Raw genomic sequence first — 24,361 nt, 5'->3', positions numbered from 1 at the left:
GAGGGAGAGAGACTTATGGACTTGAAACGATGGCAATCTGTTCCCACTTTGGTGACATGCGTATTGTTGGCCTTCAGCTTAGCAGGATGCAATCAGCAGTCTGCGAGCCCAGAATCATCTGTTCCGAACAATCAAACCGGTGCAAAGGTGAAGATCGAGGTGCTGGTAAGCGCGATTAACAACCTTCCGACAGACCCGGCTATGGATATGATCAAGAAGGAACTGGACACAAAGCTTGGCATCGACTTGAAAATCACAGCAGTTGTAGGTGATGAGGATTATAAAAATCAGCGTAATCTCCGCTTAGCGAGCAACACCTCTGCAGATCTGTTCTATGTGGATCGCAGGGATATGATCAAACTATCGCAGCAGGGAAGTTTATTGGATTTATCGTCCCATATGGATAAGCTTCAAGCGACAAAGCAATTTGTCGGCGGAGAAGAGGCGATGACGACGGGGACGGTCAAGGGAAGGGTGTTCGGCATCCCGAAGGCTTCGCCTGCTCCGCAGTTTACTTTATGGCTTCGTCAGGATTGGCTGGAACAGGTCGGTATGCAGGCGCCAGTAACAATCTCAGAGCTGCTACATGTAATGAAAGCTTTCACCGAACAGGATCCGGATAGAAACGGCAAGAACGATACCTATGGTTTTACGGGTAATCCACAATTTAACGCGTTGGATCAAATATTCGGTGCGTACGGCACAACTTATCTGGGCAAGTTTTATTTGAAGGACGGTAAGCTTGTAAATTCAATCTATGATCCTCGCATCAAACAAGCACTTGGTTTTATGAATGAAATGGTGAAGCAAGGTGTCGTCGACCCCGATTTTCTGGCGAATACAAAGGGACAGCAAAAGGATAAGGCCTATCAAGGACAGGTCGGATTGCTGAATTTCAATTGGCCGGTCGTCGTAAACAGCGATGCCGCCAAACAAATCAGCGCCTTTCAGCCGCAAGCCAAATGGGTTCAAATACAAGCGCCAACCGGCCCGGGAGGATCTTATAACGGCTATGACGATGTGGGTGCGCGCAGTATGATGGTCATGCCTGCCTCGCTCCAGAAGGAACCGGAGAAATTGCAGAAGATTATTGAACTGCTTAACTATTTGTCCTCTACGGAGGGCTCTCGTCTCGTGCAATATGGACTCCCAGGAATTCATTATCAGTTATCCGGGGAGACGATTACACCAACAGAGCAAATTCATGATGTTGTGTATTCACACTTGTATCAATTGGTCGGTCGTGACGAAATGACCTATTTACAAACGAAATTCCCGGATGCAGAACCGTATTATCGTTTCGCCATCGAGCAGTCGAGGTTAAAGGTCTTAGACGCTTTTATCGAACTGCCTCCTGGCTTTAATGCTGCTGATGCGAATCGATACATTATGGAGGAGACGTTCAAGTTCATTTATGATAAACGTCCTTTATCGGAGTATGACGATTTCGTTCACACCCTTGAGAAGACCTATCATTATGAATTATATATGGAATCCGCAAGAAAGCAGCTTGTCGAACAAGATTTGCTTAACCAGTAATTTAGGAAGGTGCCTGGGCATGCTCAATATAACGGAACAAGAACGACAGAACTGTGTATTTGCGAGGGACTTTGGAGCAGTGCCGGATGACCCTGGCGATCAGGCAGAGGCGCTTCGCAGGGCGATAGCATTTGCTGCTGAGAATGGAAAATCAAGTGTGCTGCTGGAGCCCGGAACCTACTATCTGCATAGCTTTGTGATAGATGAGGAAGCTGAGCGTCAGGATTGGTCTCGCAGACATCTTTGGCTTCGTGATATGCATGGCTTGATGTTAGAGGGAGCGGTGGATCAGGACGGAAGTCCGGCGTCGCTGCTAGTTGGTTGTCACAAAGGAGAGAACGAAGCTTATTTGCCTGCTATCCTTTGGGCGGAACGGTGTGAAAATTTGCAGCTGCGAAATTTGAAATTTTCGCGGGAGCCGGCTTATTCTAGTAGCGGAGTCATCGTCGACAAAGGAGATGATTTCCTTGTTGTAGAGGTGTTTGAAAGCAATCCCTATATAGATGGCATGGCCTGCTATTGCGCGAACCGTTTTGACTTGCAGGCTGGTGCATTGGTTGGCGAGAGTGTGACCTATGGTAAGGGCGCTGGGGTTAACTGGCGTCGCGTAGAAGGCGGCGAAGGACGCAGGTTGAGGCTTGATAGCCCTGAAGTTGCCAGCCAGGTGTCCATTGGCGAAGGACTATCTTGGCATTTTGGAGCGAATACCGAGTTTCAGCTGCAGTTCAAGGAATGCCATCATTTGCGGCTCGACAATTTGCATACGGTCAGCTCGAACGGTTTTGCGATGCATACGGAATGCTGCAATGGTGTGAAGGCGAGCCGCGTACGATTTCAGCCGGAAGGGAAGCTGCTGTTCACAGCACCTAGAGATGCGTGGAAGATTTATAAGTGTGAAGGCGATTTCGAGATTGAGCACATGTTTGTAGAGGGTGTACGGATGGACGGTCAGAACATGCACAGCACGTTCCTCTTGGTCGACAAGGTGATCGATCGCCATAACCTGCGGCTCTGGGCGAAGTGGAGCTATGCTCCGCTTCGTACGAATAGCAGGCTAACCTTTTATAACGGACATGAACCGATGCAGAACAAGATTCGCTCTTGGCGTCCGGACGGTCAAGGCAAAGGCGGTCACTATTATTTGATCGAGTGTGAAGACCCGGTGAACCTGTCGTTGAATAAGAACGCTCATATCGTTCCGTCCTGCTGGGAGCTGAACTCCTATACGATCAAACATTCGGTGTTCCGCAATATTGCCGGCTGCGGGCATATCATCAAGTACAGTAAGGTCTTGATTGAGGATGTTGTCTATCAGAATTTAATGAATGTAGGCATACTGATTGGCGCCGAGTGGACGGAGTTTTATGAAGGCGGGCATCCGAAGGGTGTTACAGTTCGACGATGCAGCTTTGATAACTGCGGATATACGCCTCGCTGTGGGGTAACCGGAGGCATTGGTATACGTTCGGAGGGCTTGGATGGTATTTATAACGAAGATATCGTTATTGATGAATGTACGTTTCACCATGCTCCTGTGGGGGTGGACATTCATCAAGCGGAGGGTGTTCGTCTTGTATGTAACCGCTTTCATAATGTCGAGCAGCCTTACAGAATCGACCCGCATACAACGAGAGAGATCGTCATTGAAGAAAGGAAGTGAGGATTGTGGAATTATCTGCTGAGAAACATATCGCCACCCGACCTATTGAACGTAAAAGCGAAACGATGAAACACTTCAGGCTGCATAAATGGCTGTATATCTTTTTGGTGCCAGGGCTGATTTATTTACTTGTGTTCAAATATATTCCGATGTTCGGTATCGTGATTGCTTTTAAAGACTTCAGCTTAGTGAAAGGGATTTGGGCAAGCAAGTGGATAGGCTTTGAAAATTTTGCGTATTTGTTCCAGTCGCGCGATTTTTACAAGGTGATGAGCAACACGCTGATCATCAGTTTTTATCAAATATTGTTCGGATTTCCTGCTCCGATCATTTTGGCCGTCATGCTCAATGAAGTAAGAAATCTGATGTTCAAACGATTATCGCAGACGATTCTGTATTTACCGCACTTTATTTCCTGGGTTGTGTTGGCAGGGATGATCATTAATTTTCTATCGCCATCGACAGGTCCAGTCAATTTTCTAATTAAAGCCTTGGACTATGAGCCGATTTCGTTTCTGCTAAAGCCGGAATATTTCCGAACGATTCTCGTATCGGCGGAGGTTTGGAAGGGAGTCGGGTGGGGAACGATTATCTATCTCGCTGCGATGACGGGGATCGACCCATCCTTGTACGAATCAGCCAAGATGGATGGGGCTTCCAGACTACAGCAAATCCGCTACATCACGCTGCCGGGAATTACTACAACTGTTGTTGTCCTGCTTATTTTGCAGCTCGGCCACATTCTTGACAATGGGTTCGAGCAGGTGTACCTGTTGTACAATCCGATGACCTATGAAGTGGCTGATGTTATCGAAACGTATACGTACCGAGTTGGCTTGATCGACGGTAGACTGTCTTTCGCTGCAGCAGTTGGACTATTTAAAGCGGTGATCGGTTTCGTTCTCATTATTATGGCTAATCGAATCGCAAGACTGTTCGGAAAACAAATTTGGTAGGTGAGATTACATGAGCAAAATGAAACTAGAGCTGTTCGACACAATCAACTATACGCTGCTCACGCTCATCTGTGTGGTCATGCTGTACCCGTTTATCAACGTAGCATCTGTATCCCTAAGTTCCTATTCGGCTTATGTGAATAATCCGACGATGATCTGGCCGCATGAATTCAGCTTGGCGGCTTATCAAGAGATCATGTCGCGCGCATTGCTGTGGAGAAGTTATTTGAATACGTTGATCGTTACGATCTGCGGAGTAACCTTAGGCATTTTCCTATATATCATTACGGCCTATCCATTGTCCAAAAGAGTGCTCAAAGGACGAAAGTTCCTCATGATGCTCATCGTATTCACGATGCTGTTCAACGGGGGGTTGATTCCCAATTTTTACTTGATACGCTCACTCGGACTGCTTGATACGCTTGCGGCTTTAATACTGCCGGCGTTATTCTCTGGCTTCAGTCTTATTCTTATGAAAAATTTCTTCGAATCGCTGCCCGAGGAGCTGGAGGAAGCGGCTCGTATGGACGGCGCTTCAGATCCATACATCTTATTTCGCATCATCGTTCCTTTATCGAAACCGATTATCGCTACTTTGTGCCTTTTCGCTGCGGTAGGCTATTGGAACAACTTCTTTAATGCGATTATTTACATTCGCAGTGAAACGAATTGGCCGCTCATGCTTTACCTACGTGAGGTGATTGAAGCGGCTAGTATGATGGCGCAGCAATCGAATGCCGCTGAGGTGGGCTCGCAGCAAGTGACGAGTGAAACCTTAAAGTACGCCACATTAATGATTGTTATGATTCCAATTTTGTGCGTCTATCCGTTTGTGCAAAAGTACTTTGTCAAAGGGATCATGCTAGGCTCGGTTAAAGGATAGTCATCGGGGCAACCCGCAGCTATAGATCAGCTTTATTTACATGAGGAGGGTATAAGAAATGAGCAAGAATCGTAAAGGAATCGTAATAGCGCTCGCAGGCATGATGCTGTTAACTAGCGCTTGTGCTTCAAATTCAACAGATCCAGGTTCTAGTCCAACTGCTGCCAGTACAAAACCGTCAGCTTCTGCAGGTCCGATCGCTTTGAAAATCATGGCTATGCATGATCAACCAGACATATCCGTGACAGATGCTAAGTTTATTGGGGAACTGGAAAAGAAAAACAATGTGAAGCTATCATTCGATATTCCACCGGTCACAGGGTATAAAGAGAGGCTTCAGCTTATGCTCGCTTCGGGCGAGTATCCAGACGTTGTATTCTTCGAAAATACGACCGATCAAGCTTTCCAGAACGCTGTTCGCGACGGAATTCTCATTCCGGTTAACGATTATCTGAAGTCGGCAGCGAACCTGAATAAGTATACGTACCAAGCCTCCTGGGATCAACTGAAGGTGAATCAGGATGGCAAAATTTACGGTATTCCGCGGACCTCTGTCGTTCGCAACGACGGTTATTGGGTACGGAAAGATTGGCTGAAAAATGTGGGCTTCGCGATTCCGGCTAACGGAGAGATTACCATTGCGCAGTTTGAAGAAATATTGAAGAAATTCACGTTCAACGATCCGGATAAAAACGGGAAAAACGATACCTACGGCTACGCCGGGGCGTATAACGGACGCAAAGTGCTAGAACCGGTTCTCACTGGACCGTTCGGTCTAATGGGCTGGCAAAAAGCATCAGGCGGCGAATACGAATATATGAACCCGATGTATGATCAGAAGGGCGATGCGTTCAAGAAAGCCCTCGCGTTTTCGGGAAGGCTATATAAAGAAGGGGTCTTCGATCCAGATTCCGCGACGAATGACGGAACGAAGCAGCGCGAGCGCTTCTGGCGCGGATTAACAGGGGTTTATCCCGGCTTCGCAGGACACTACACATGGCATCTTCCTGAGATGCAAAAGCAACAGCCCAATGCGGAATTGACTTTTGTTCATGTGCAGAATGAAAAAGGCGAGGTCAAGGGCGGCAATCTGGCAACGAGTCCAACCGGACTATGGGGCTTCTGGGCAATTACAAAAAATGCGAAAAACCCTCAGAAGGTTGTTGAATTGTTCGATTCTTGGCTTTCCGATGAAATGTGGCCTGTCGTCGTCGATGGCTTTGAAGGTCAGGATTATACGTTGACGAACGGTGAAAAGAAGGCGATTACACCGCCGCCGAAATTCTATATCCGCCGCAACTCCATGCGCAGAGCGAATGACACCGAGTTCTTCATCACAACAGGAACGCCTAAGGAAATCGTGGAGCAAGTAAAGCCATGGTTGAAAAAATCGGTAGATACCGTTGTTGCCGGTAAGGATCTGGGCTTCCAGCCGGAGGCTGCGAAGAAGCCAAACTACATGGATTTCCAGAAGGCTTGGGATACAACGACCATGAAAATTCTGATTGGCGAACTTCCGGCCACCGAATTCGATGCTTTGTTAACAGGCTGGTACAAAAACGGCGGTACTGATTACGTGAAGCAAATGAACGAATATATCAAGAAAACAGAAACGCACAAATAAATAACAAGCGGGGAAGCGATGCAAGTTGGTCGGCTTCCTTTCTTTGTGGGGAGAGAATGGAACAATGGAAGGTTCGCGTGATCGAGATCCGTTGAGAAATATGAATGTACCTGGCGAAATTCGGGTGGAAGGCCCAAGTCCGCAAAGAGTGTATCAACGTGATGCGATGGAACAGGCAGACATTCCTTTCTCGTTAAGACTTTCTAAGCCGGCATATGGGAACGTTGAAGTATGCTCGGTGGCTGCAAAAAGCATGCCTGCAGAGAAAGCATGGATATCGTTGGGGGTTATTCGAAATATGGATTCGTTCGACGGTGTTCTTGCAGGGCTTTCAACAGGGAGTCATTGTCTCCAATTTCGTATTCGTGATGGCGTTTCTGAAGAACTGATTGCAGAAGCGGCGGTAGAGCCAGTCTTCGTAGGAGATCTTTGGATACTTGCCGGGCAATCCAATATGCAGGGCTGTGGCACGCTCCTTGAAGTGGAGGAGCCTATGGAAGGTGTAAGCAGCTTCTACTTGGATGACAGTTGGGGCATTGCTGAGGACCCTATGTGTTGGTATTTTGAAGCCGTGGATCCCGTGCATTGGAGCGTTCCTGCGGAGAAACTACAAGAGGCGCGCCTCAAGGAACGTCAAACCCGAACACGCGGAGCGGGGCTGGGCATTTCCTTCGGGAAAGAATTGCTGCGGAGTGCCGGCGTTCCAGTCGGACTCATCGTTTGTGCGCACGGTGGAACTAGGATGACACAATGGGACCCTGCGTTCCTGGAGCAGGAGGGACACTCTTTATATGGCTCCATGCTGCGCCGGGTTAAGGTTTCAGGCGGGAAGGTGAAAGGGTGTTTGTGGTATCAAGGAGAGAGCGATGCTAATCCAGAGCACGCTTCTATGTATGCGCAGCGAATGGAGCAATTCGTACGCCGTCTTAGAGAGGATTTGCAGGAACCGCAGCTGCCGTTCATCTACGCGCAATTAGCCAACTTTCATTCGTGGGATAAACAGCATGAAAGCTGTTGGGACTTTATTCAGGACGAGCAATTTCGATTGGAACAGCGATTGGCACCCTGCGCCTTAGTACCAACAGCGGACTCTACGATGTCCGATCCCATTCATCTCGATGCATCATCACTTAAAGTGATGGGTAGAAGGTTTGCTTGGCAAGCTTTACGGATCGCATACGGGGCAAGCCTCCCAACAGGCCCGCGTCCAAGCGACCTTCAATGGAATGCAGATCGCACGGAATTAACGGTCCGACTTACAGGTTTGAATGGCTCCCTCCAGCAGGTAGATAGAGCGTTCGGCTTTCAGATCAAACTGGTGGATCAGGTCTGGGAGCCTGCAGAAGCTACGCTATCCGATGATCGATGGGCAGTTCTACTTCGTTTCAACGAACATATTCCTACTGCTGCCATGCTGCAATATGGAGCTGGATACTATCCAGCTCTTAACCTAAGGGATGAATGGGGGATACCCTTGCCTTTATTCGGTCCGCTTCTTATACCTTAATCAGATGTGCTCCTGTCGATAAGCATCTTGTTAGTAGTTTTGTAATCTATTATTTGTAAAAGTAGGCGATGCAAGTGATATAATAGTCTTGTTGATTTACATATTCTGGTGTGTAGAAGGAGAGACAAGAATGAGTATTATTCGATCCCTACCAAGAAGTCAGCCTGAGCGTCAAGGTATCGCGTCTTCCTCGATCAAGAGATTTGTACAAGAGGTTCAAGACCGCAGTCTAGAGCTTCACAGCTTCATGCTCGTCCGACACGGGCACGTTGTTTCGGAAGGATGGTGGACACCTTATCTGCCTGAACGTCCGCATATGCTGTTTTCTTTAACTAAAAGCTTTACTTCGACAGCCATCGGATTGTTAGTGGGTGAAGGGCGAATCTCGCTCGATGACCGGGTTGTCTCCTTTTTCCCTGAGGATATACCGCCAGAAGTTACACCGAATCTAGCTGCGATGACCATCCGACACTTACTCATGATGGGTACAGGTCATGCGGAAGATACAACCGGAAAGATGCAGTCAACCGATAACTGGGTCAACAATTTCTTGAAGCTTCCCGTGGAACATGAGCCAGGTACGCATTTCGTGTATAACAACGGGGCGACCTATATGCTTTCGGCCATCTTGCAGAAGGTAACCGATCAAACGTTACTGGAATATTTGCAGCCGCGACTGTTGGAACCGCTGGACATCCAAGGTGCTATTTCGGAAAGCTGCCCCCGCGGCATCGACATTGGTGGCTGGGGAATGAAGATCAAAACCGAAGATATTGCCAAGTTTGGACAGCTATATCTACAAAAAGGTCAATGGGAGGGGAACCAGCTCATTCCTGAGATTTGGGTGGAAGAAGCGACAACGAAGCAAATTTCCAATGGCTCCAGCACCAAGAATGACTGGGCTCAAGGGTATGGGTATCAATTCTGGAGATGCCGTCACGGCGCTTATCGAGGCGACGGAGCTTTCGGGCAATTCTGCCTTGTTCTCCCGGAGCAGGATGCTGTCATCGCAATAACCTCCGGAGTGAATGACATGCAAGTCGTACTTGATGTGATTTGGGAGCATCTGCTGCCTGCCATGCAATCTGAAGAGCTGCCTATGGATAAGGAAGCCTCTGAGTCGCTAACCCAAGTGCTGCATGGACTGAGCTTGGAACCGCCACGAGTTCATTCAAGCTCGACGCTGGAGACCGGCCTATCGGGAATCGAGTTCGAGTTAGAAGAAAATGAGGAACAAATTCATACATTTTCTATTGATTTTACAGAGGAATCCGCCAACGTTACGATTCAAAATAACAACGGAAAACATACAGTTTACTTTGGTAGAAACGAGTGGTGTGAAGGAACATATATGCTGCATATGAGACAGAAAAATGTGGCGGTCGGCTCAGCCACATGGCAGGATTCGAATACACTCTTGTTAACGTTAAGATACGTGGAAGCGCCATTTTGCGTGACTTTAATATGTAAGTTCTATGATGGAAGCATACAACTGCAATTCCGGCAGAACGTTTCGTTCGGCAATGAGGATCCTAAGTGGATTTTAGGAAAAGTTAGATGAACGTTGAAATAATAAAAGGTCGGTCTGCCACAGCAGATCGACCTTTTTCTATATCCTTAAGGCACCAGATGATACCGATTTCGGTAGTCTCGGGGAGAGCAGCCGGTGTGGGCTCTGAATTGCTTATTGAAAGAGCTCAACGACTGAAAACCGCTTCTTTCAGCGATCTCGATGATCGAATACTCTGAGATACGTAGTAAATCCATGGCCGACTGAACGCGCAGCTGATTCACAAAATCATGCGGTGACAAGCCCGTTAGTGCACGAAACTCGCGATAATAGAACGAGCGCCCGACACCGGTACGACGCGCAAGCTCATCGCCGTCAATTGCCTCCAAGTAATGGCTTACAATATATCCGACAGATTCCGCTATCGTGTTCGTTCTTCTCGGAGCCGCTTGCTCCATTTGATCGCTAAAGAACCCGTCCACTTGTAACAAAATATCTATCAAGTGCATGTACTGACGCGTCACCCATGCCGTTTGCCCTTGTTCCTGTGCTTCCGCTGCGGAACGCGCAGCTTTTGCAATGGCCTTGGCGTATGTCGTATCCCCCGGAATGAGCGGGGACATGCCTCGCCCGGCATAAAACGGCATCAGCAGCCGACTGCCATCGGGAAGCTTCAAAACCGGTGACGGTGTAAAAAGCACAAGGATTGCTTCAAAAGGTTTATCTGGATGCGCATAGCTCCAGTGCGGCTCGAAAGGTCGGCACAGAAATACGTCACCAGGTCGACCGTGATAGATGCGATCGCCGAATCGGTACTCCAACTCATGATCGAGCAGCACGCCAATTTCCAAGCAATCATGGACATGCAGATCGTGTTCCTCATCTGATCCCCAGACGCGGCTAAAAGCAAAAGAGCGTGAAAGCCGCAGCTGTTCTACATACATCCTAATCCCCCCCCAAGTCATTATACCTTTTTCTGTTCGTGGACAAAATGACAAGTTTGTTACGCATTTTGAAGAGAATCGCGATTTCGTGATGTGATACATTAGGGTCATATTCGAAATTGGAGGTAACCTTTATGCGATTGTACTTAATTGGAGCCGGTGTCATAGCACGTACGCATGCGGAGGCAGCAGCCAAGCTTCCACAAGCTGTCCAGCTTCGAGTAGCCGACCCGAATGCGGAAGCGTTGAAGTCATTTCTCAGTAGCTTTCCAGAAAGCATTACGTTTGCGGATGCCAAGCAAATGCTATCCTCCGAACCGCCGCTTGATGATGATATCGTGATCGTGGCTACGCCTCCATTTGCCCATTTAGAAGGGACGCGTCTAGCATTGAAATCAGGTCGGCATACGCTATGCGAAAAGCCGTTCGCCATGAACGATGAAGAGGCGGAAGAGATGCTTCATCTGGCAGAAGCAGAAGGAAAGCTGCTTGGCTGCTGCAGCGTACGTTATAAAGGGATGCTGCATAACGAAGCGGTCAAGAATGTCATACGATCTGGCGCGCTTGGCGATATCTATCACGTAACATTCGTTAACAAATGGACGCGCAGTCGTGCAGGAATCGAGTACCAACCAGCAAGTCGGTGGTTTCTAGACAAAAGCAAGAGTGGCGGCGGCATTCTCATGGACTGGGGACCCTATGATTTCACCACCCTAATCGATGTGCTGGATCCTGCAGAAATTGAGGTCAGCAGCGCTTGGACGGCGAAGCCTCAAACAGCCGCGGATCCTCAAGATGTCGTGTACGATGTTGAGCACCACGTGGGCGCGCAGTTGACGTTTCGCTCTCGTTCGAATGCCCTTCCAATCGCCGTTAATTACGAAAGAGGCACGTGTACGCACGGAAACGAGCAGTTTATTGGCGAAATCGAGGGCACACTCGGTGCCTTGCGCTGGACACCATTCGATTCGCGTCAATCGGTTTTTTTAAGGAAAGACCGTGATGGGGTTGTTGTGGAAGAGATTGTAGATCCGGGACCTCGCGGACCTTACACCGTCATGGATCACCCGCTTGTACATTTCTATAACCAAATGAACGCCTTGCCGTCATATGCGAACGTAGGTCGGAGAGCCGTCGATCATTTCCTATGTATTGGCGCCTTATATAAATGTGCTGATTCCGGAGAAAAGCAGTTTGTTACTGTAGCGCCGGCAACAGATTCAAGGGAGGCTTCTGAATGAATATTCGAGGCTTTTCGAGTAACATGTATGGTTGGTTTGAACGATGGAAGTCAGATGGTAAGGAGCCAGTATGGGACGATATATACCGTGCCTGCGCTGAGTCGGGTCTTGACGCTGTTGAGACGGACGCAACGCCTGAGAAGCTGGCGCTTGTCCGTGCCTACGGACTAACTGTATCCGCTTCTTATATCGGTCTTCCGCTACATGGTGAGTATGCAGAGCTTGAAGCGGAAGTTCTTCCATACGCGGAACGGCTCGCGGCTGCAGGCGGTACCGATCTGCTCGTCAACGCTGACCCTTACGGCGGCTGGAAGAATCCGCTGCCAAAGCCGGAGGAACTTGTCCAGCGGCAAGGAGACAACTTGTCTCGTCTTGCCGACAAACTAAGCCCATTTCTACTGCAGCTCTCACTGCACAATCATGCGGCGGATCGGCATAATGCCGAGGCTGATTTGCGCTCAGTCGTGCAGTTCGCTGACAAAGCTGTTGGCCTTTGCGTTGATACGGGCTGGGCGCATGTTGCAGGCTGTGATCCGGTTGCTTGGGTGCGCTCATATCCTGAACGCATCAAAGCATTTCACCTGCGCAACCAACGTGGTCGCGTTCCGGTCGAGGACGTGACCGAAGGGGAAATTAACATGCGTGCCTTAATGGAAGCGGCAGCCCATGTCAATTATGGCGGTTGGATAGCGCTCGAGCTATGGCATCCGCCGGAAACGAACCCTGTGCGCACGATGACCGAGGACGTGCAGCGGTCGATCGCTTTTTTACGCGAGATCGTAGGGAAATTGTAGAGGGCTTTGTCAATAAAGAGATCCGGGAAGGAAAAAGGAGCCTTATGTTCTTTTTACAAAGACATAAGGTTTTTTGTCGTCTAATTTTCCAAGGGAAACACCCTAAGATTTTCTTCTTATTCATAAGATTGAGATATTACCATCAGCAAAAGAGTGTGAAAATATTTATAATACGTACTAAACAAATGTAAACCTATCGGAGCCGCAAGGCTCCTTTTTTATTTCTTGACAGTTGGCACGATATGGAATAATAATAAATTTAATAAAACGACTGGTCAGTCTTTATTATTTCGTATTTTACCAAGAAGGAGGATTTCAATGAATTCAATCCAAAGCAATTTAGATAAATATGCATCTCTAGCCATACAATTAGGGGTCAATGTTCAACCGGGACAAACATTGGTCATCTTCGCTCCTTTAATATCGGTGGATTTCGTACGAAGATTGGTAAAACAATCCTATGCGATCGGCGCAAAGCACGTTCATGTCGAGTGGTTCGACGATGAAATTACTCGGTTAAAGTATGAACTAGCGCCCCATGAAGCATTGCTTGAGTACCCGATGTGGCGGGCAAAAGGGTATGAGGAATTAGCAGAAAATGATGCTGCATTTCTATATGTTGTGGCCAATAACCCCGATCTTATGAATGGTATCGATCCTAAACGTATTCAAACAGCGAGTAAAACATCCAACACAGCTTTGCGGGAACTATCTGCGGCTAGGTTAACCAATAAAGTCAGTTGGTCGATTATCGCCGTTCCTTCACCTTCATGGGCGGATAAGGTGTTCCCATCACTACCCGAAGAAGAACGGGTTGACGCCCTATGGAGTGCCATCTTCAAAGCAACAAGAGTAGACCGGGATGATCCGGTGGAGGATTGGAAAGAACATTCAAGCGCTTTAGACACTAAAGCAAAATGGCTTAATGAACGCCAGTATAAGGCACTTCATTACCGCGCCGACGGTACAGATATTACAGTAAGTCTGCCGCCTGAGCATATTTGGGTTTCGGCCGGTAATACAAACAGCAATGGCATCTCTTTTATAGCAAACCTGCCTACTGAAGAAGTATTTACATCTCCTTTAAAAAATGGCGTAAACGGAACGGTGAAAAGTACGAAGCCTCTTAGTTACAACGGCAATCTCATTGAAAACTTTTCATTAACATTCAAACAAGGGGAAATAATTGATTTTAAAGCGGAGAAGGGGGAAGAAAATTTGAGAAGTCTCATTGAGATTGATGAGGGTTCTCATTATTTAGGAGAAGTTGCTTTGGTTCCGCATCGCTCGCCTATTTCTAACACAAATCTTATTTTCTACAACACGCTTTACGACGAGAATGCTTCATGCCATTTTGCCATCGGCAGAGCTTTTCCGTTCTGCCTGAATGGCGGAAAAGAGATGAGCCAACAAGATCTTCTGAATCATGGGCTAAACGAAAGCTTGACGCATGTTGATTTTATGATGGGCTCAGCAGACATGAATATTGATGGGATCTTGGGGAATGGCGAGAAAGAGCCGTTGTTCCGGAACGGTGATTGGGCGTTTTGACGTAAAAATTGAAAAAAGGAGGTGCTGAATGTCACCTAAAGTTACGCAAGCTTATAAAGAAGAAAAAAGGGCGGTTATTCTTGAGGGTGCGCTCCATTGCTTTATAGAAAAAGGATTTCAAGCTACGACTATTGATGATATCGTACGTCATTTGGGGATGAGCAAAGGCGCTATATACAGTTACTTTTCAAGCAAAGAAGAGATGTATATCCAAATGGCTGACGATAAAATGAATGCGATGGTGGAGAACTCCAGTGAACATTTCAAAAATATGCCAAGCGCGGCGGATCAAATCCGCTATATGTTTGACCGATTCCGTCGACAATCGCTTGACGAACTGCGTAAATGGTTAGCTTTTCATTTGGAGTTTATGCTGTATGCAGCACGCCAACCGGAATTAACGGAACGATGGAACCAGTATGCGAGTAAAGCTTTATTGTTCATGCAGGAAATTATGGAAGGCGGCATAAAGACTGGCGAGTTCCGTTCTGATCTTGATATTGCGGCAGCTTCCCGTTTATTCTGGTCAGTTAGAGATGGTCTTGCTCTACAATTTATGCTTAGCGGTGAGGAAACCGACTATAAATCCATGATTAATGAGATGGAAAAGAAGGTATTTCGCTATATCATAGGATAATTCACTATGGAGGTAGAGGCATATGATTTTCAAAAGAATGAGCGAATTGTCGGCTGAAGACATGGTGTCGTTATGGAATAAGGGGTTCGAAGGATATTTCTTAAATAGTACAATGAATTTGGACAAATTTCTTTCAAGAACTGTCAACGAAGGGCTCTCACTAGAGCATTCCTTAGTCGTGTATGAAAATAGTGACCCAATTGGCTTCGTGATGAATGGGTTCCGTGTCATAGAAGGAAAGAGAGTGGCATGGAACGGGGGTACTGGCATTGCGGAGGAACATCGGGGGAAAGGGATCGGAAAAATACTTATGGAAAGAAACCTCCAGTTGTATCGTGAACAAGGTGCGGATATTGCCTTACTGGAGGCACTCATTCAAAACAAAGCTGCGATAAAGCTCTATCAAAGTGTCGGCTATGGTATTACCGAGCAGCTAATCAGTTTACAACATACAGAGGCTTTGGACGCAAGTCTTCTTCAGCCAAACGCTAATAGCCGGTATGTTACGAAACGAGGACTGCCTGTGGAAGTCAAAGGAATGTCTTTCTACAGACATTTGTCAGCGTGGCAAACACAATGGGCCAGTTTGAAAGATGGGGAATCTATCATCATCTCCGATGAAGGAGATAAGGTGATTGGCTACGCACTTTTTAAGCGTGTTTTCAGAGAAGACGGTAACCTGGCTACCATCGCTCTTTACCAATGTGAATCAATTCCGGGTCGAGAAGACACCGAAGATATCCTCAAAGCAGTAGTAAGTGAAGTATACGCACCTGTTTCTTCCTCTTGTAAGCGTATAACCATGAACATAAGAGATTCCAACAAAGAGCTTATTGGGCTATTAGAGCGTTTAGGATTTACTACATTTGTGGAACAAGTACACATGATGCGTCAATTATAAGATATTTTAAAAGCTCGATGATGCAACATTTTCTTCGAAAGCCAAACAAAAAAAGAACTTCACCTATCGGTGAAGTTCTTACGAGCCTAAATTTGTAATTCGATTGATTAAACCTGTTATATCATTGATTGTAGTTAAGATTTGTGAGTTTTGAAGTTTATCAAGTGCCAAATGACCATTCTCTACCACATTATTTATCTCTTTTAACAATACTTCATTTTTTTCTACCAATTGTTGATGAATATCCTTAGCAAATGAAGGAACACTTTTCAGATTAAATTGTTCTATTTCCTTTTTTAATCCGTTTAACTGATTTTCAAGTTCCTGTTTTGTTTCGGGATTCAAAGCGGCATCTTTCATCATTTGTGGAGCTTGTTCGGCAAAATTACTTAATTTGTTGATGTGTTGCGTAGCTTGATTTACATAGTCTATCGAGTTATTTGCTCCTTCTAATAGTGAACACGCGCTCAACATCATGGTTGAAAGAATTAATAATAGGAACATCCATTTTTTCATGTTATTATCTCTCCTTTAACTGTTATTTTGCTGGCAGAAAATAATTTTGATATTGTTTTATTACGTTTATCTCGTCATAGGGTTTCAAATTCACAAGGGCTGCCATTTGGCAGTCTTTTTTTATTCATGCCCGGATGGATGAATACGAGCTCACTTTTTTATTGAAGTTGTACTTAAATCGGTAAATCAATAATAAGAATCGTATTAGAAAACTTTGTTAGTCATTCTAACTATCAAAGGGGGTGAACAAGGTGCTTGGTCGCAACCAAACTGGAAATAGCAGGCTCGTAAAGCAATTGAACAGACAGGAGATTCTGCGTAAGCTGCGGGAAAATAAGCGGATTTCGAGAGCAGATTTGGCGAAGCTAACGGAGCTAAGCCGTCCATGTGTATCTGCGCTGGTCGATGAAATGATGAAGGAAGGGCTAATCCATGAAGTTGGTGTAGGTGAGTCCAAAGGCGGAAGGAAGCCGATCCTGCTTGAATATAATTTTCAAGCTTATGGAGTCGTTGGGGCGATTTTTGAGGGTAGTACGCTGTATATGTCTATCGCGGATCTAAGTGGAGATTTGTTAGTTGATTACAACTTTCGCCTGCAACAACCAACTAATGGAGATATGGCCATTCGTTGTCTGGAATTGGGTCTACAGACTTTGCTTAGCAAGAGTGGGTTCGAGAAATCTCGATTGCTCGGTGTTGGCTTAGGCTTACCCGGCATTACACAGCGTCGTGATGGAACCGTAAGTTATGCGCCAAGCACAGGTTGGATGGGGTTACCGGTGAAACAGGAGATTGAAGCGCGATTAGGTCTACCTGTTGTAATTGATAATGATGTTAATTTGATGACATTAGGGGAGTTTCATAAGGGTGTCGGCAACGGTGTTAAGAATCAGGTTTATATGTATGTAGGAACGGGAATTGGTGCGGGAATTATTCTAGATGGCCAATTTTATAGAGGTTCGCGTGAAGCATCTGGGGAGATCGGATATATGATGGTGGGTCAGGCAAAGAAGCTTAACCGGGGTGAATATGGCGTCTTTGAAAGGAATTATTCCGTTCCAGTCATCCAAGAAAAAGCCAGGAAAGTGCTGCCTTCCTTGGTGGAAGAGCCGGGTGTGATTAAACAACTAATCCGCCATACGGAGGATGGCCACGTAGAGGCAGGGCGATTATTGAATGACATCTATAGACATTGGGCCTACGGAATCGCGAATATGGTCAGTATACTCGATCCAGATTTGTTGATTTTAAGCGGTGAGATGATTGACATCGAAGAAAGCGGTGTTGAGAAGATCCAAGGTATGTTGACGGAATGGGTTCCGTACGTACCCCAAATCAAGCTGGCGGCACTAGGCTACAAAGCGGGCATCATCGGGGCGATTCACAGTGTCCTAGAAGCTTTCCCCGTAGTAAATTCCAACAAAATATACCTTTCGGGAGGTTATGTGAATGAAAGCAAGTAAGGGGAATGTGTCCAGAATGCTCGTAGGCATTCTAGTCAGCATCTTGATGGTTGTGATTACAGCTTGCGGAGGCTCCACGCCGAGCTCAGGAAATGCTAGTCCAGCACCTACGGAGAAGCCTTCGGACAAAACGGCAGCTACGGAGGCGACAAAACCTGCAGAGAAGCAAAAGCTTGTTATTTATACAGCTAGAGATAAAAGTGTTGTCGATGAAATTATACCAAAATTCAATGCGAAGCATCCGGAAGTTGAGGTCGAGGTATTAACGATGGGAGCGCAGCAGATTCTGGAGCGTGTACGGGGTGAAAAGGCTAACCCTCAAGCAGATTTCTGGTGGGGTGGTACCCAATCCGGTCTGATGACTGCGGCGAATGAAGATCTCTTGGAAAGCTTCAAGCCAAGTTTCGCAGACAGCATACCCGCTTTGTACAAAGATGCTAAGGATCGTTGGTATGGTGAAATGCTGCTGCCCGAAGTGATCATGTACAACTCCAAAGCACTTAAGCAGGAGGACGCTCCTAAAGATTGGGACGCACTTCTTGATCCGAAATACAAAGGGAAAATCATCATTCGGGGCGTGCTTGCATCAGGAACGATGAGAACGATTTATTCCGCTATGATTTTCAAGGAAGGTGCCGCCGATCCTACAAAAGGGTATGACTGGCTAAAGAAGTTGGATGCAAATACGAAGGAATATGCACAAGATCCTACCAACTTATACTTAAAATTAGCTCGTGAAGAAGGAACACTTTCGCTCTGGAATTTGCAGGACATTATGATTCAGAAGCATTTGAAAAATCAGCCGTTTGATTTTATTTATCCAACAAGCGGGGCTCCTATCCTGGTGGACGGTGTAGGTATGGTAAAAAATGCCAAGAACAAAGAAGCGGCGAAGAAATTTTATGAATTTCTTTTCGACTCGAAGCTTCGTGTAGAGCTGGCAGAGAAATTATTTCAGATCCCTACGCGTTCGGATATTAGTAAAGACTCACTTCCAGCTTGGTTGAAAGGCATTGAACTCAAGCCGATGAATATCGATTGGACGGTTATGGCTGAAAAAGAGAAGGATTGGATGCAGTATTGGGATGAGAGCATTAAAGGTAAGGGCGCGAAATAAGCGTAACATCCGTTCGGGTAGAGATAGCTCCTCTACCCGAGCTTAAAGTAAGGGAGGTACTGTACGTGATCGAAGTCGCTCTAGAACATGTAACCAAGCAATTTGGGAAAGTATCGGGCGTTCAGGATGTGCATATCCGGATTAAGCCCGGTGAATTCTTTACTTTCCTTGGTCCCAGCGGATGTGGAAAAACAACAACTTTGAGAATGATTGCCGGCTTTTACTATCCAACCTCTGGACGTATCGTATTTGGCAATCAAGACGTAACGACAGTGCCGCCCCATAAGCGCAATACGGGAATGGTGTTTCAGAACTATGCCTTATTTCCTCATCTGACGGTATTTGAGAATGTGGCCTTTGGTCTCCAAGTTAGAAAACGGCCGAAAGAAGAACGGCTTCAAAGGGTAGAACGCGCCTTACAGCAAGTACACTTACAGGGTTACGGAAATCGGCGTATTGACCAATTATCAGGCGGTCAGCAGCAGCGTGTTGCGCTTGCCAGAGCACTCGTTATTGAGCCGAATATTTTACTGCTAGATGAGCCATTATCCAACTTAGATGCCAAACTGAGAGAAGAAACACGCTTGGAGATTAAAAGGCTGCAGCTTGAATCTGGCATTACAACGATTTACGTGACGCATGATCAAGCCGAGGCGATGGCGATGTCGGATCGGATCATGGTCATGCAAGGCGGTATCGTACAGCAGGTTGGAAGACCGGAAGAAATCTACAACCGACCTATTAATCGTTTTGTCGCTTCCTTTATAGGCGAGTCTAATTTGTGGAGTGGAACCGTGGAGCGTATAGAAGGAGATCAGGTCTATGTTAGAGTTTCACCTGATCTAGTTCTATGCGGGTTGGTGAATCATACGGCACCTAATTGTCACCTGTTAGAGGGCGCACAAACCACTCTGTCTATTCGTCCTGAGGCGGTACGCGAGGCACCATCCGAATCTTCACCATCGGAGAATACGTTCTTAGCTAAAGTTGTCATCGCAGAATTCACTGGGGTGAATGTTAATTATTTGACGGACGTATCCAGTAGGCCCTTGAAAGCGATGTTCGTCAATCAGGGACATCAAGTACGTCAGCGAGACGATACACTTGCGATGCATATACCAAAGGAAAGCATTTACTTTTTAGAATAGGCGGAGGATGAGAACATGACCTTTAAGAAACCAGAATCTCCTCAACCTGTGATCAAACGGCCATCCATCACATCTTCGCCTCATTTCGTATATGTATTAATTGCTCCCTTGTTTCTGGTACTGCTGGCCTATGTACTATTTCCGCTGTATCAGACCTTTATTCAGAGCATTCAAATGGAAGGTAAGTTTACTTTTAAAAACTATGCACGGTTTTTTAGCTTGGAGCATACCGCCAATTTGGAAGCCCTCTGGACCAGTGTATATATATCCGTTCTTAGTGTAGTGACATGCGCGATAGTCGGAGTTACCATGGCTTTTCTATTGGAACGCTATGAGTTTCCAGGCCGCAAGGCTCTGACCGTGCTTGCCATGGTGCCTATGGCGCTGCCACCGCTGGTAGGCGTACTTTCATTCACTTTTCTATATGGAGAAAGCGGTATTATTCCGCGGACGCTCAAGCTTTGGTTGGAGATGGACCACGTACCGTTCTCGCTAAAAGGTGTATGGGGCGTTCTTATGGTTCACACCTTTACGATGTACACCTATTTCTATATGACCGCTTCCGCTGCGATCAAGGGGCTCGACCCTTCACTGGAGGAAGCAGCAGCAAGTCTTGGAGCCGGACGTCTTTATATCTGGCGGAGAATCATATTACCCATGCTCACTCCAGCTATCGTGGCTTCGTCCTTGCTTGTCTTCATGATTGCCATGGCTTCTTATACGGCTCCTCTTATCTTCGGAATCGACAGAACGATGACGATGCAAATCTATTTGTCCCGAACAAATGGAAATTTGGATATGGCGGCCACGCAATCTACCTTATTATCCATTGTTTCCATCCTGTTTCTCATTATTATGCGCTGGTATCAAGGCTTGCGAAATTACCAGAACTTGAGCAAAGGAGTTAGTGTACATCGGACCGAGGTTAAGAGTGCATGGGGGAAATATACGGCTATGTTCCTCTCTACGCTAGGCGTCGTCATTCTGCTCCTGCCTATTCTGGTATTGATTCTCATATCCTTTTCCACTGATGGTACATGGACGACACAAATACTACCGCCAGAATATACGTTTAGTCATTATGTGGAATTGTTCACGGACAGCAAAACGTGGCGACCTATTGCGAATAGCTTCAAAATGAGCTTTGTTGCAACGGTTGGCAATGTGATATTCGGTGTTGCTGCTGCCTATGCGATCGTTCGCCTCAAATTTAAAGGGGAAGACATTGCTTGATGTGTTTATTATGCTCCCTTGGGCATTACCAGGAACGGTTGTAGGGATTAATTTAATTACTGCTTTCAGTACACCCTCTGCCTACAGTTTTGGGCAAGTTCTTGTAGGGACGTTCTGGATTTTGCCACTAGCCTACTTTGTGCGTCATTTACCGCTTGTGTTCCGCTCAACGTCGGCTACGCTTATGCAGATGGATCCTTCGATCGAAGAGGCAGCCCGTAATCTGGGAGCTTCCTGGTGGTATAGCTTTCGTCGAATCGTATTCCCCTTGTCGCTTAGCGGAATCTTAGCGGGAACTTTATTAGCCTTCGTAACAGGCATCGGTGAATTCGTATCGTCAATTCTGTTGTTTACATCTAGAACAGCTCCGATTTCGGTGGAAATTTTTCAAAGAATGTATGCGTTTGAATTCGGAACCGCTTGCGCCTATGGCGTTCTTCAGATCATCCTCATTATCATTGTTCTCTTTATCTCTAAAAAATTGACCGGTGACAAAGCGGGTACAGCTGTGTAAAGGTTGATCATTCCGCGGGAACTCCTAGGGTTCATGACCGCTGCTTGATGATAAAAGGTGAATAAGGAGGAGTTAAAGTGAAGAAAGGTACATGGATGAAAGTTTTTACTAGTGTCACTAGCGTTGCCGTATTAGGTACCTTGCTGCTTCCTAGCATGGCGCAGCCGGTTAGCGCCGACAGAGGCGTTATTGATCTCTGGAAATCGATTAAACCACTCACGACCATCGCGAGTGCTATGAACACAGGAGCTCACCCTGATGATGAACATAGTGCTATGCTTGCTTATCTTTCATTAGGAAGAGGGGTCAATACGTTAAGTATCATTGCAAACCGTGGGGAAGGGGGCCAGAATGAGATCGGCAGTGAACTAGGTAATGCTTTAGGCATTATTCGTTCACGCGAACTGCAGGAAGCTTCCAAAATTACGAATGTCACGTTGGGTATGTTAAGCGAGCAAATTAATGATCCGATATTTGACTTCGGTTTTTCAAAAAGTCCTGATGAAACACTGCAAAAGTGGGGAGATTCGGTGGTTTATGAAAGACTTATTCGGAAAATCCGAGAGTTGCGGCCTGACGTAGTCATTCCTTCTTTCCTCAACGAAGAATCGACACATGGTCATCATCGTGCCATTAACGTTATCACCGTTCGTGCGTTCAAGGATGCAGCTAACCCTGAGGTGTTTCCAGAACATTTGAAAAACGGCCTGCAGCCTTGGCAAATAAAGAAGCTGTATCTTCCTGCGAATGATAAGGATTATAACGTGGCTGTACCTGTAGGAGATTACGACGAAATTTACGGCGCTTCTTATGTTCAATTGGGAGAAGAATCCCGTTTTATGCATAAGAGTCAAGGGATGGGAAGGCATGTTGATGAAGGGTCGAGCTTCAACTACTACAAATTAAATTCATCCGTTAAATCCGAAAAGGAGAACGATTTCTTTGACGGCATCGCTTTCTCCTTCGACGATTTGGCGAAAGAGATAGAAGCGAAGGGCAAAGATAACAAAGTGATCAAAGATTTGCGAGCCCTCCATAAAGATGCGGAAGAAGTCGTTAACGCATACCCTGTGTTCTCTGAAGTGGCACGAGAGGTGCAAGAAATGAAGGCGGATGTAGAAACGGCTGTGAGCGATGTGAAGGCATCCACACTAGATGCAGGCATCAAGTCCGATCTGCTGTATCGCCTCCAAGTGAAGGAAGCTCAATTGAACAAAGCAGGAATGGAAGCTGCGTCATTAGTTGTGAAGGTGAAACCGGAAACCGGCGAAATCGTTGCAGGTCAAACGGTCAAGATGGTAGTCACCGCGTACAGTGGCGGCAAGAACAACCTCAAGAACATTGGGCTACAACTGAATGTGCCTGAAGGCTGGACGGCGAAAGCAGTCGGAAATACCAAGTTTGACCAGCTAAGCTACAATCAAACAGTTTCTGCCACCTTCGAGGTTCAAGTCCCTAAGAAAGCAGCAGAGTTCCAAGTATATCAACCATCTGTAGTAAGTGCGGATGTCTTGTATCAGTTAAATAATGTTTCAGGAAAAATACGTGTTACCCCATCGAATCAAGTGGCTGTGCTCCCGGCCTTCGCGATGTCGTTAAGTCCTGATGCAACAGTGCTTAATACATTGAAGACGGAAGAGCCTCTTCCAGTCAAGGTTACAGTTCGCAACTATTTGCCAGGCGCAACCAAAACCTCTGTTTCCTTAAATGTGCCCAAAGACTGGCAAGTAACACCTGCATCTCAAGAAGTAAGTTTCGCAGCTAAGGGTGAGACGAAGCCAGTTTCGTTCCAGGTAAAAGCTCCTGCTGGAACAGCAGTTGGCAAATACACGGTAACAGCGGTAGCAACAAGCGGTGATGTAACCAGTAAAGAAAACGTACAAATTATCGACTATCCACATATCGGCAAAACCTATTTGATTCAGCCAGCAGAATTAAAGATTCAGGCATTTGATTTGAAGGTGCCTACGGGTTTGAAAGTAGGATATGTATCCAGTGGATTCGACAATATTGACCAGTACTTAACCCAATTTGGCGTAAACGTAACGAAACTCGACGAGAAAGCGATCCAATCAGCTGACTTATCTCAGTATGACACGATTGTATTGGGCATTCGGGCATATGGTTTCCGTCCAGAACTGCTTTCGAGTAATCAGAGACTTCTCTCCTATGTAGAAAACGGCGGTAATCTGGTCGTTCAATATCATAAGCCAGAAGATAAATGGAAGCCTGAACTTGCCCCTTATCCGATCAAAATTGGTACGCCTTTAATTCAATGGCGTGTCACGGATGAGAATTCCAAAGTAACGATGCTGGCGCCTGATCATCCGATCTTTACGACACCAAATCAGATCACAGAAGCAGATTGGAACGATTGGATTCAAGATCGCTCGGCTTACAACCCGTCTGAATGGGGCAAAGAGTACACGCAGCTTATCTCTAACGGCGATGCAGGAGAAAAGGAATTTACCGGAACGTTCTTAAGCGCAAAATACGGTAAGGGAACCTACACCTACAGTTCGCTAGTTTGGTACCGTGAAATTCCTAGCCTAGTCCCTGGTTCTATTCGCCTCTTCGTGAACATGATCAGCTTAAAGCAATAGTCATAACTACATTGGGAGGC

General features: G+C 46.4%; 18 protein-coding genes and 1 pseudogene. 17 read left to right on the top strand and 2 right to left on the bottom strand.

The features are described 5' to 3' along the window. Positions 1-15: 15 nt before the first annotated feature. From QFZ78_RS06820 to QFZ78_RS06790, 7 genes are all read left to right on the top strand, one after another. Positions 16-1,539 (top strand): extracellular solute-binding protein, encoded by a 1,524-nt coding sequence (locus tag QFZ78_RS06820; RefSeq protein WP_307546269.1) that lies wholly within the window; start codon positions 16-18, stop codon positions 1,537-1,539. 19 nt (positions 1,540-1,558) lie between these two features. Then, complete coding sequence (locus tag QFZ78_RS06815) at positions 1,559-3,199, top strand: right-handed parallel beta-helix repeat-containing protein (protein ID WP_307546268.1); 1,641 nt, start codon at positions 1,559-1,561, stop codon at positions 3,197-3,199. A gap of 5 nt (positions 3,200-3,204) precedes the next feature. Next, positions 3,205-4,155, top strand: a complete 951-nt coding sequence (locus QFZ78_RS06810) for an ABC transporter permease (RefSeq protein WP_307546267.1) — start codon at positions 3,205-3,207, stop codon at positions 4,153-4,155. 10 nt (positions 4,156-4,165) lie between these two features. Continuing rightward, positions 4,166-5,038 carry a carbohydrate ABC transporter permease gene (locus tag QFZ78_RS06805; RefSeq protein WP_307546266.1) on the top strand — a complete coding sequence of 291 codons (873 nt, stop codon included), beginning with the start codon at positions 4,166-4,168 and terminating at the stop codon, positions 5,036-5,038. Positions 5,039-5,096: 58 nt separating this feature from the next. Then, positions 5,097-6,662, top strand: a complete 1,566-nt coding sequence (locus tag QFZ78_RS06800) for an extracellular solute-binding protein (RefSeq protein WP_307546265.1) — start codon at positions 5,097-5,099, stop codon at positions 6,660-6,662. Positions 6,663-6,726: 64 nt separating this feature from the next. Continuing rightward, on the top strand, positions 6,727-8,169 hold the full coding sequence (locus tag QFZ78_RS06795) for a sialate O-acetylesterase (RefSeq protein ID WP_307546264.1): 1,443 nt from the start codon (positions 6,727-6,729) through the stop codon (positions 8,167-8,169). Positions 8,170-8,299: 130 nt separating this feature from the next. Next, complete coding sequence (locus QFZ78_RS06790; protein WP_307546263.1) at positions 8,300-9,730, top strand: serine hydrolase domain-containing protein; 1,431 nt, start codon at positions 8,300-8,302, stop codon at positions 9,728-9,730. Positions 9,731-9,786: 56 nt separating this feature from the next. Here QFZ78_RS06790 and QFZ78_RS06785 read toward each other — a convergent pair whose 3' ends face one another. Next, positions 9,787-10,623, bottom strand: coding sequence for an AraC family transcriptional regulator (locus tag QFZ78_RS06785; RefSeq protein WP_307546262.1), 837 nt, complete (start codon positions 10,621-10,623; stop codon positions 9,787-9,789). 134 nt (positions 10,624-10,757) lie between these two features. Here QFZ78_RS06785 and QFZ78_RS06780 point away from each other — a divergent pair, with 134 nt between their 5' ends. The 5 genes from QFZ78_RS06780 (at position 10,758) to QFZ78_RS06760 (ending at position 15,747) form a co-directional block, all read left to right on the top strand. Next, positions 10,758-11,864 (top strand): Gfo/Idh/MocA family protein, encoded by a 1,107-nt coding sequence (locus QFZ78_RS06780; protein WP_307546261.1) that lies wholly within the window; start codon positions 10,758-10,760, stop codon positions 11,862-11,864. Next, positions 11,861-12,658: a sugar phosphate isomerase/epimerase family protein gene (locus tag QFZ78_RS06775; RefSeq protein WP_307546260.1), complete on the top strand. Its 798-nt coding sequence runs from the start codon at positions 11,861-11,863 to the stop codon at positions 12,656-12,658. Before QFZ78_RS06780 ends, QFZ78_RS06775 begins: the two co-directional genes overlap by 4 nt. Before the next feature lie 318 nt (positions 12,659-12,976). Beyond that, positions 12,977-14,209, top strand: coding sequence for an aminopeptidase (locus QFZ78_RS06770; protein ID WP_307546259.1), 1,233 nt, complete (start codon positions 12,977-12,979; stop codon positions 14,207-14,209). A gap of 28 nt (positions 14,210-14,237) precedes the next feature. After that, positions 14,238-14,846 carry a TetR/AcrR family transcriptional regulator gene (locus tag QFZ78_RS06765; protein WP_307546258.1) on the top strand — a complete coding sequence of 203 codons (609 nt, stop codon included), beginning with the start codon at positions 14,238-14,240 and terminating at the stop codon, positions 14,844-14,846. A 22-nt stretch (positions 14,847-14,868) separates the two neighbouring features. Continuing rightward, positions 14,869-15,747, top strand: coding sequence for a GNAT family N-acetyltransferase (locus tag QFZ78_RS06760; protein WP_307546257.1), 879 nt, complete (start codon positions 14,869-14,871; stop codon positions 15,745-15,747). Positions 15,748-15,825: 78 nt separating this feature from the next. Here QFZ78_RS06760 and QFZ78_RS06755 read toward each other — a convergent pair whose 3' ends face one another. Beyond that, positions 15,826-16,263 (bottom strand): DUF6376 family protein, encoded by a 438-nt coding sequence (locus tag QFZ78_RS06755; RefSeq protein WP_307546256.1) that lies wholly within the window; start codon positions 16,261-16,263, stop codon positions 15,826-15,828. 251 nt (positions 16,264-16,514) lie between these two features. On the opposite strand from QFZ78_RS06755, the gene QFZ78_RS06750 reads away from it, so the two are divergent. The 5 genes and pseudogenes from QFZ78_RS06750 (at position 16,515) to QFZ78_RS06730 (ending at position 24,341) form a co-directional block, all read left to right on the top strand. After that, positions 16,515-17,726, top strand: coding sequence for an ROK family transcriptional regulator (locus QFZ78_RS06750; RefSeq protein ID WP_307546255.1), 1,212 nt, complete (start codon positions 16,515-16,517; stop codon positions 17,724-17,726). Beyond that, positions 17,713-18,843: an extracellular solute-binding protein gene (locus QFZ78_RS06745; protein ID WP_307546254.1), complete on the top strand. Its 1,131-nt coding sequence runs from the start codon at positions 17,713-17,715 to the stop codon at positions 18,841-18,843. The genes QFZ78_RS06750 and QFZ78_RS06745 overlap by 14 nt, the downstream gene beginning before the upstream one ends. A 65-nt stretch (positions 18,844-18,908) precedes the next feature. Further along, entirely contained in the window at positions 18,909-19,991 is a 1,083-nt protein-coding gene (locus QFZ78_RS06740; RefSeq protein ID WP_307546253.1) for an ABC transporter ATP-binding protein, read from the top strand. A gap of 15 nt (positions 19,992-20,006) precedes the next feature. Continuing rightward, positions 20,007-21,738: pseudogene (locus tag QFZ78_RS06735) on the top strand (ABC transporter permease). 77 nt (positions 21,739-21,815) lie between these two features. Then, a complete protein-coding gene (locus QFZ78_RS06730) occupies positions 21,816-24,341 on the top strand; it encodes an NEW3 domain-containing protein (protein WP_373461007.1) in 2,526 nt (841 codons plus the stop codon). Positions 24,342-24,361 lie beyond the last annotated feature (20 nt).

The organism is Paenibacillus sp. V4I5, assembly GCF_030817255.1.
Taxonomy (GTDB): domain Bacteria; phylum Bacillota; class Bacilli; order Paenibacillales; family NBRC-103111; genus Paenibacillus_E.
This window is presented reverse-complemented; position numbering and strand designations above follow the sequence as displayed.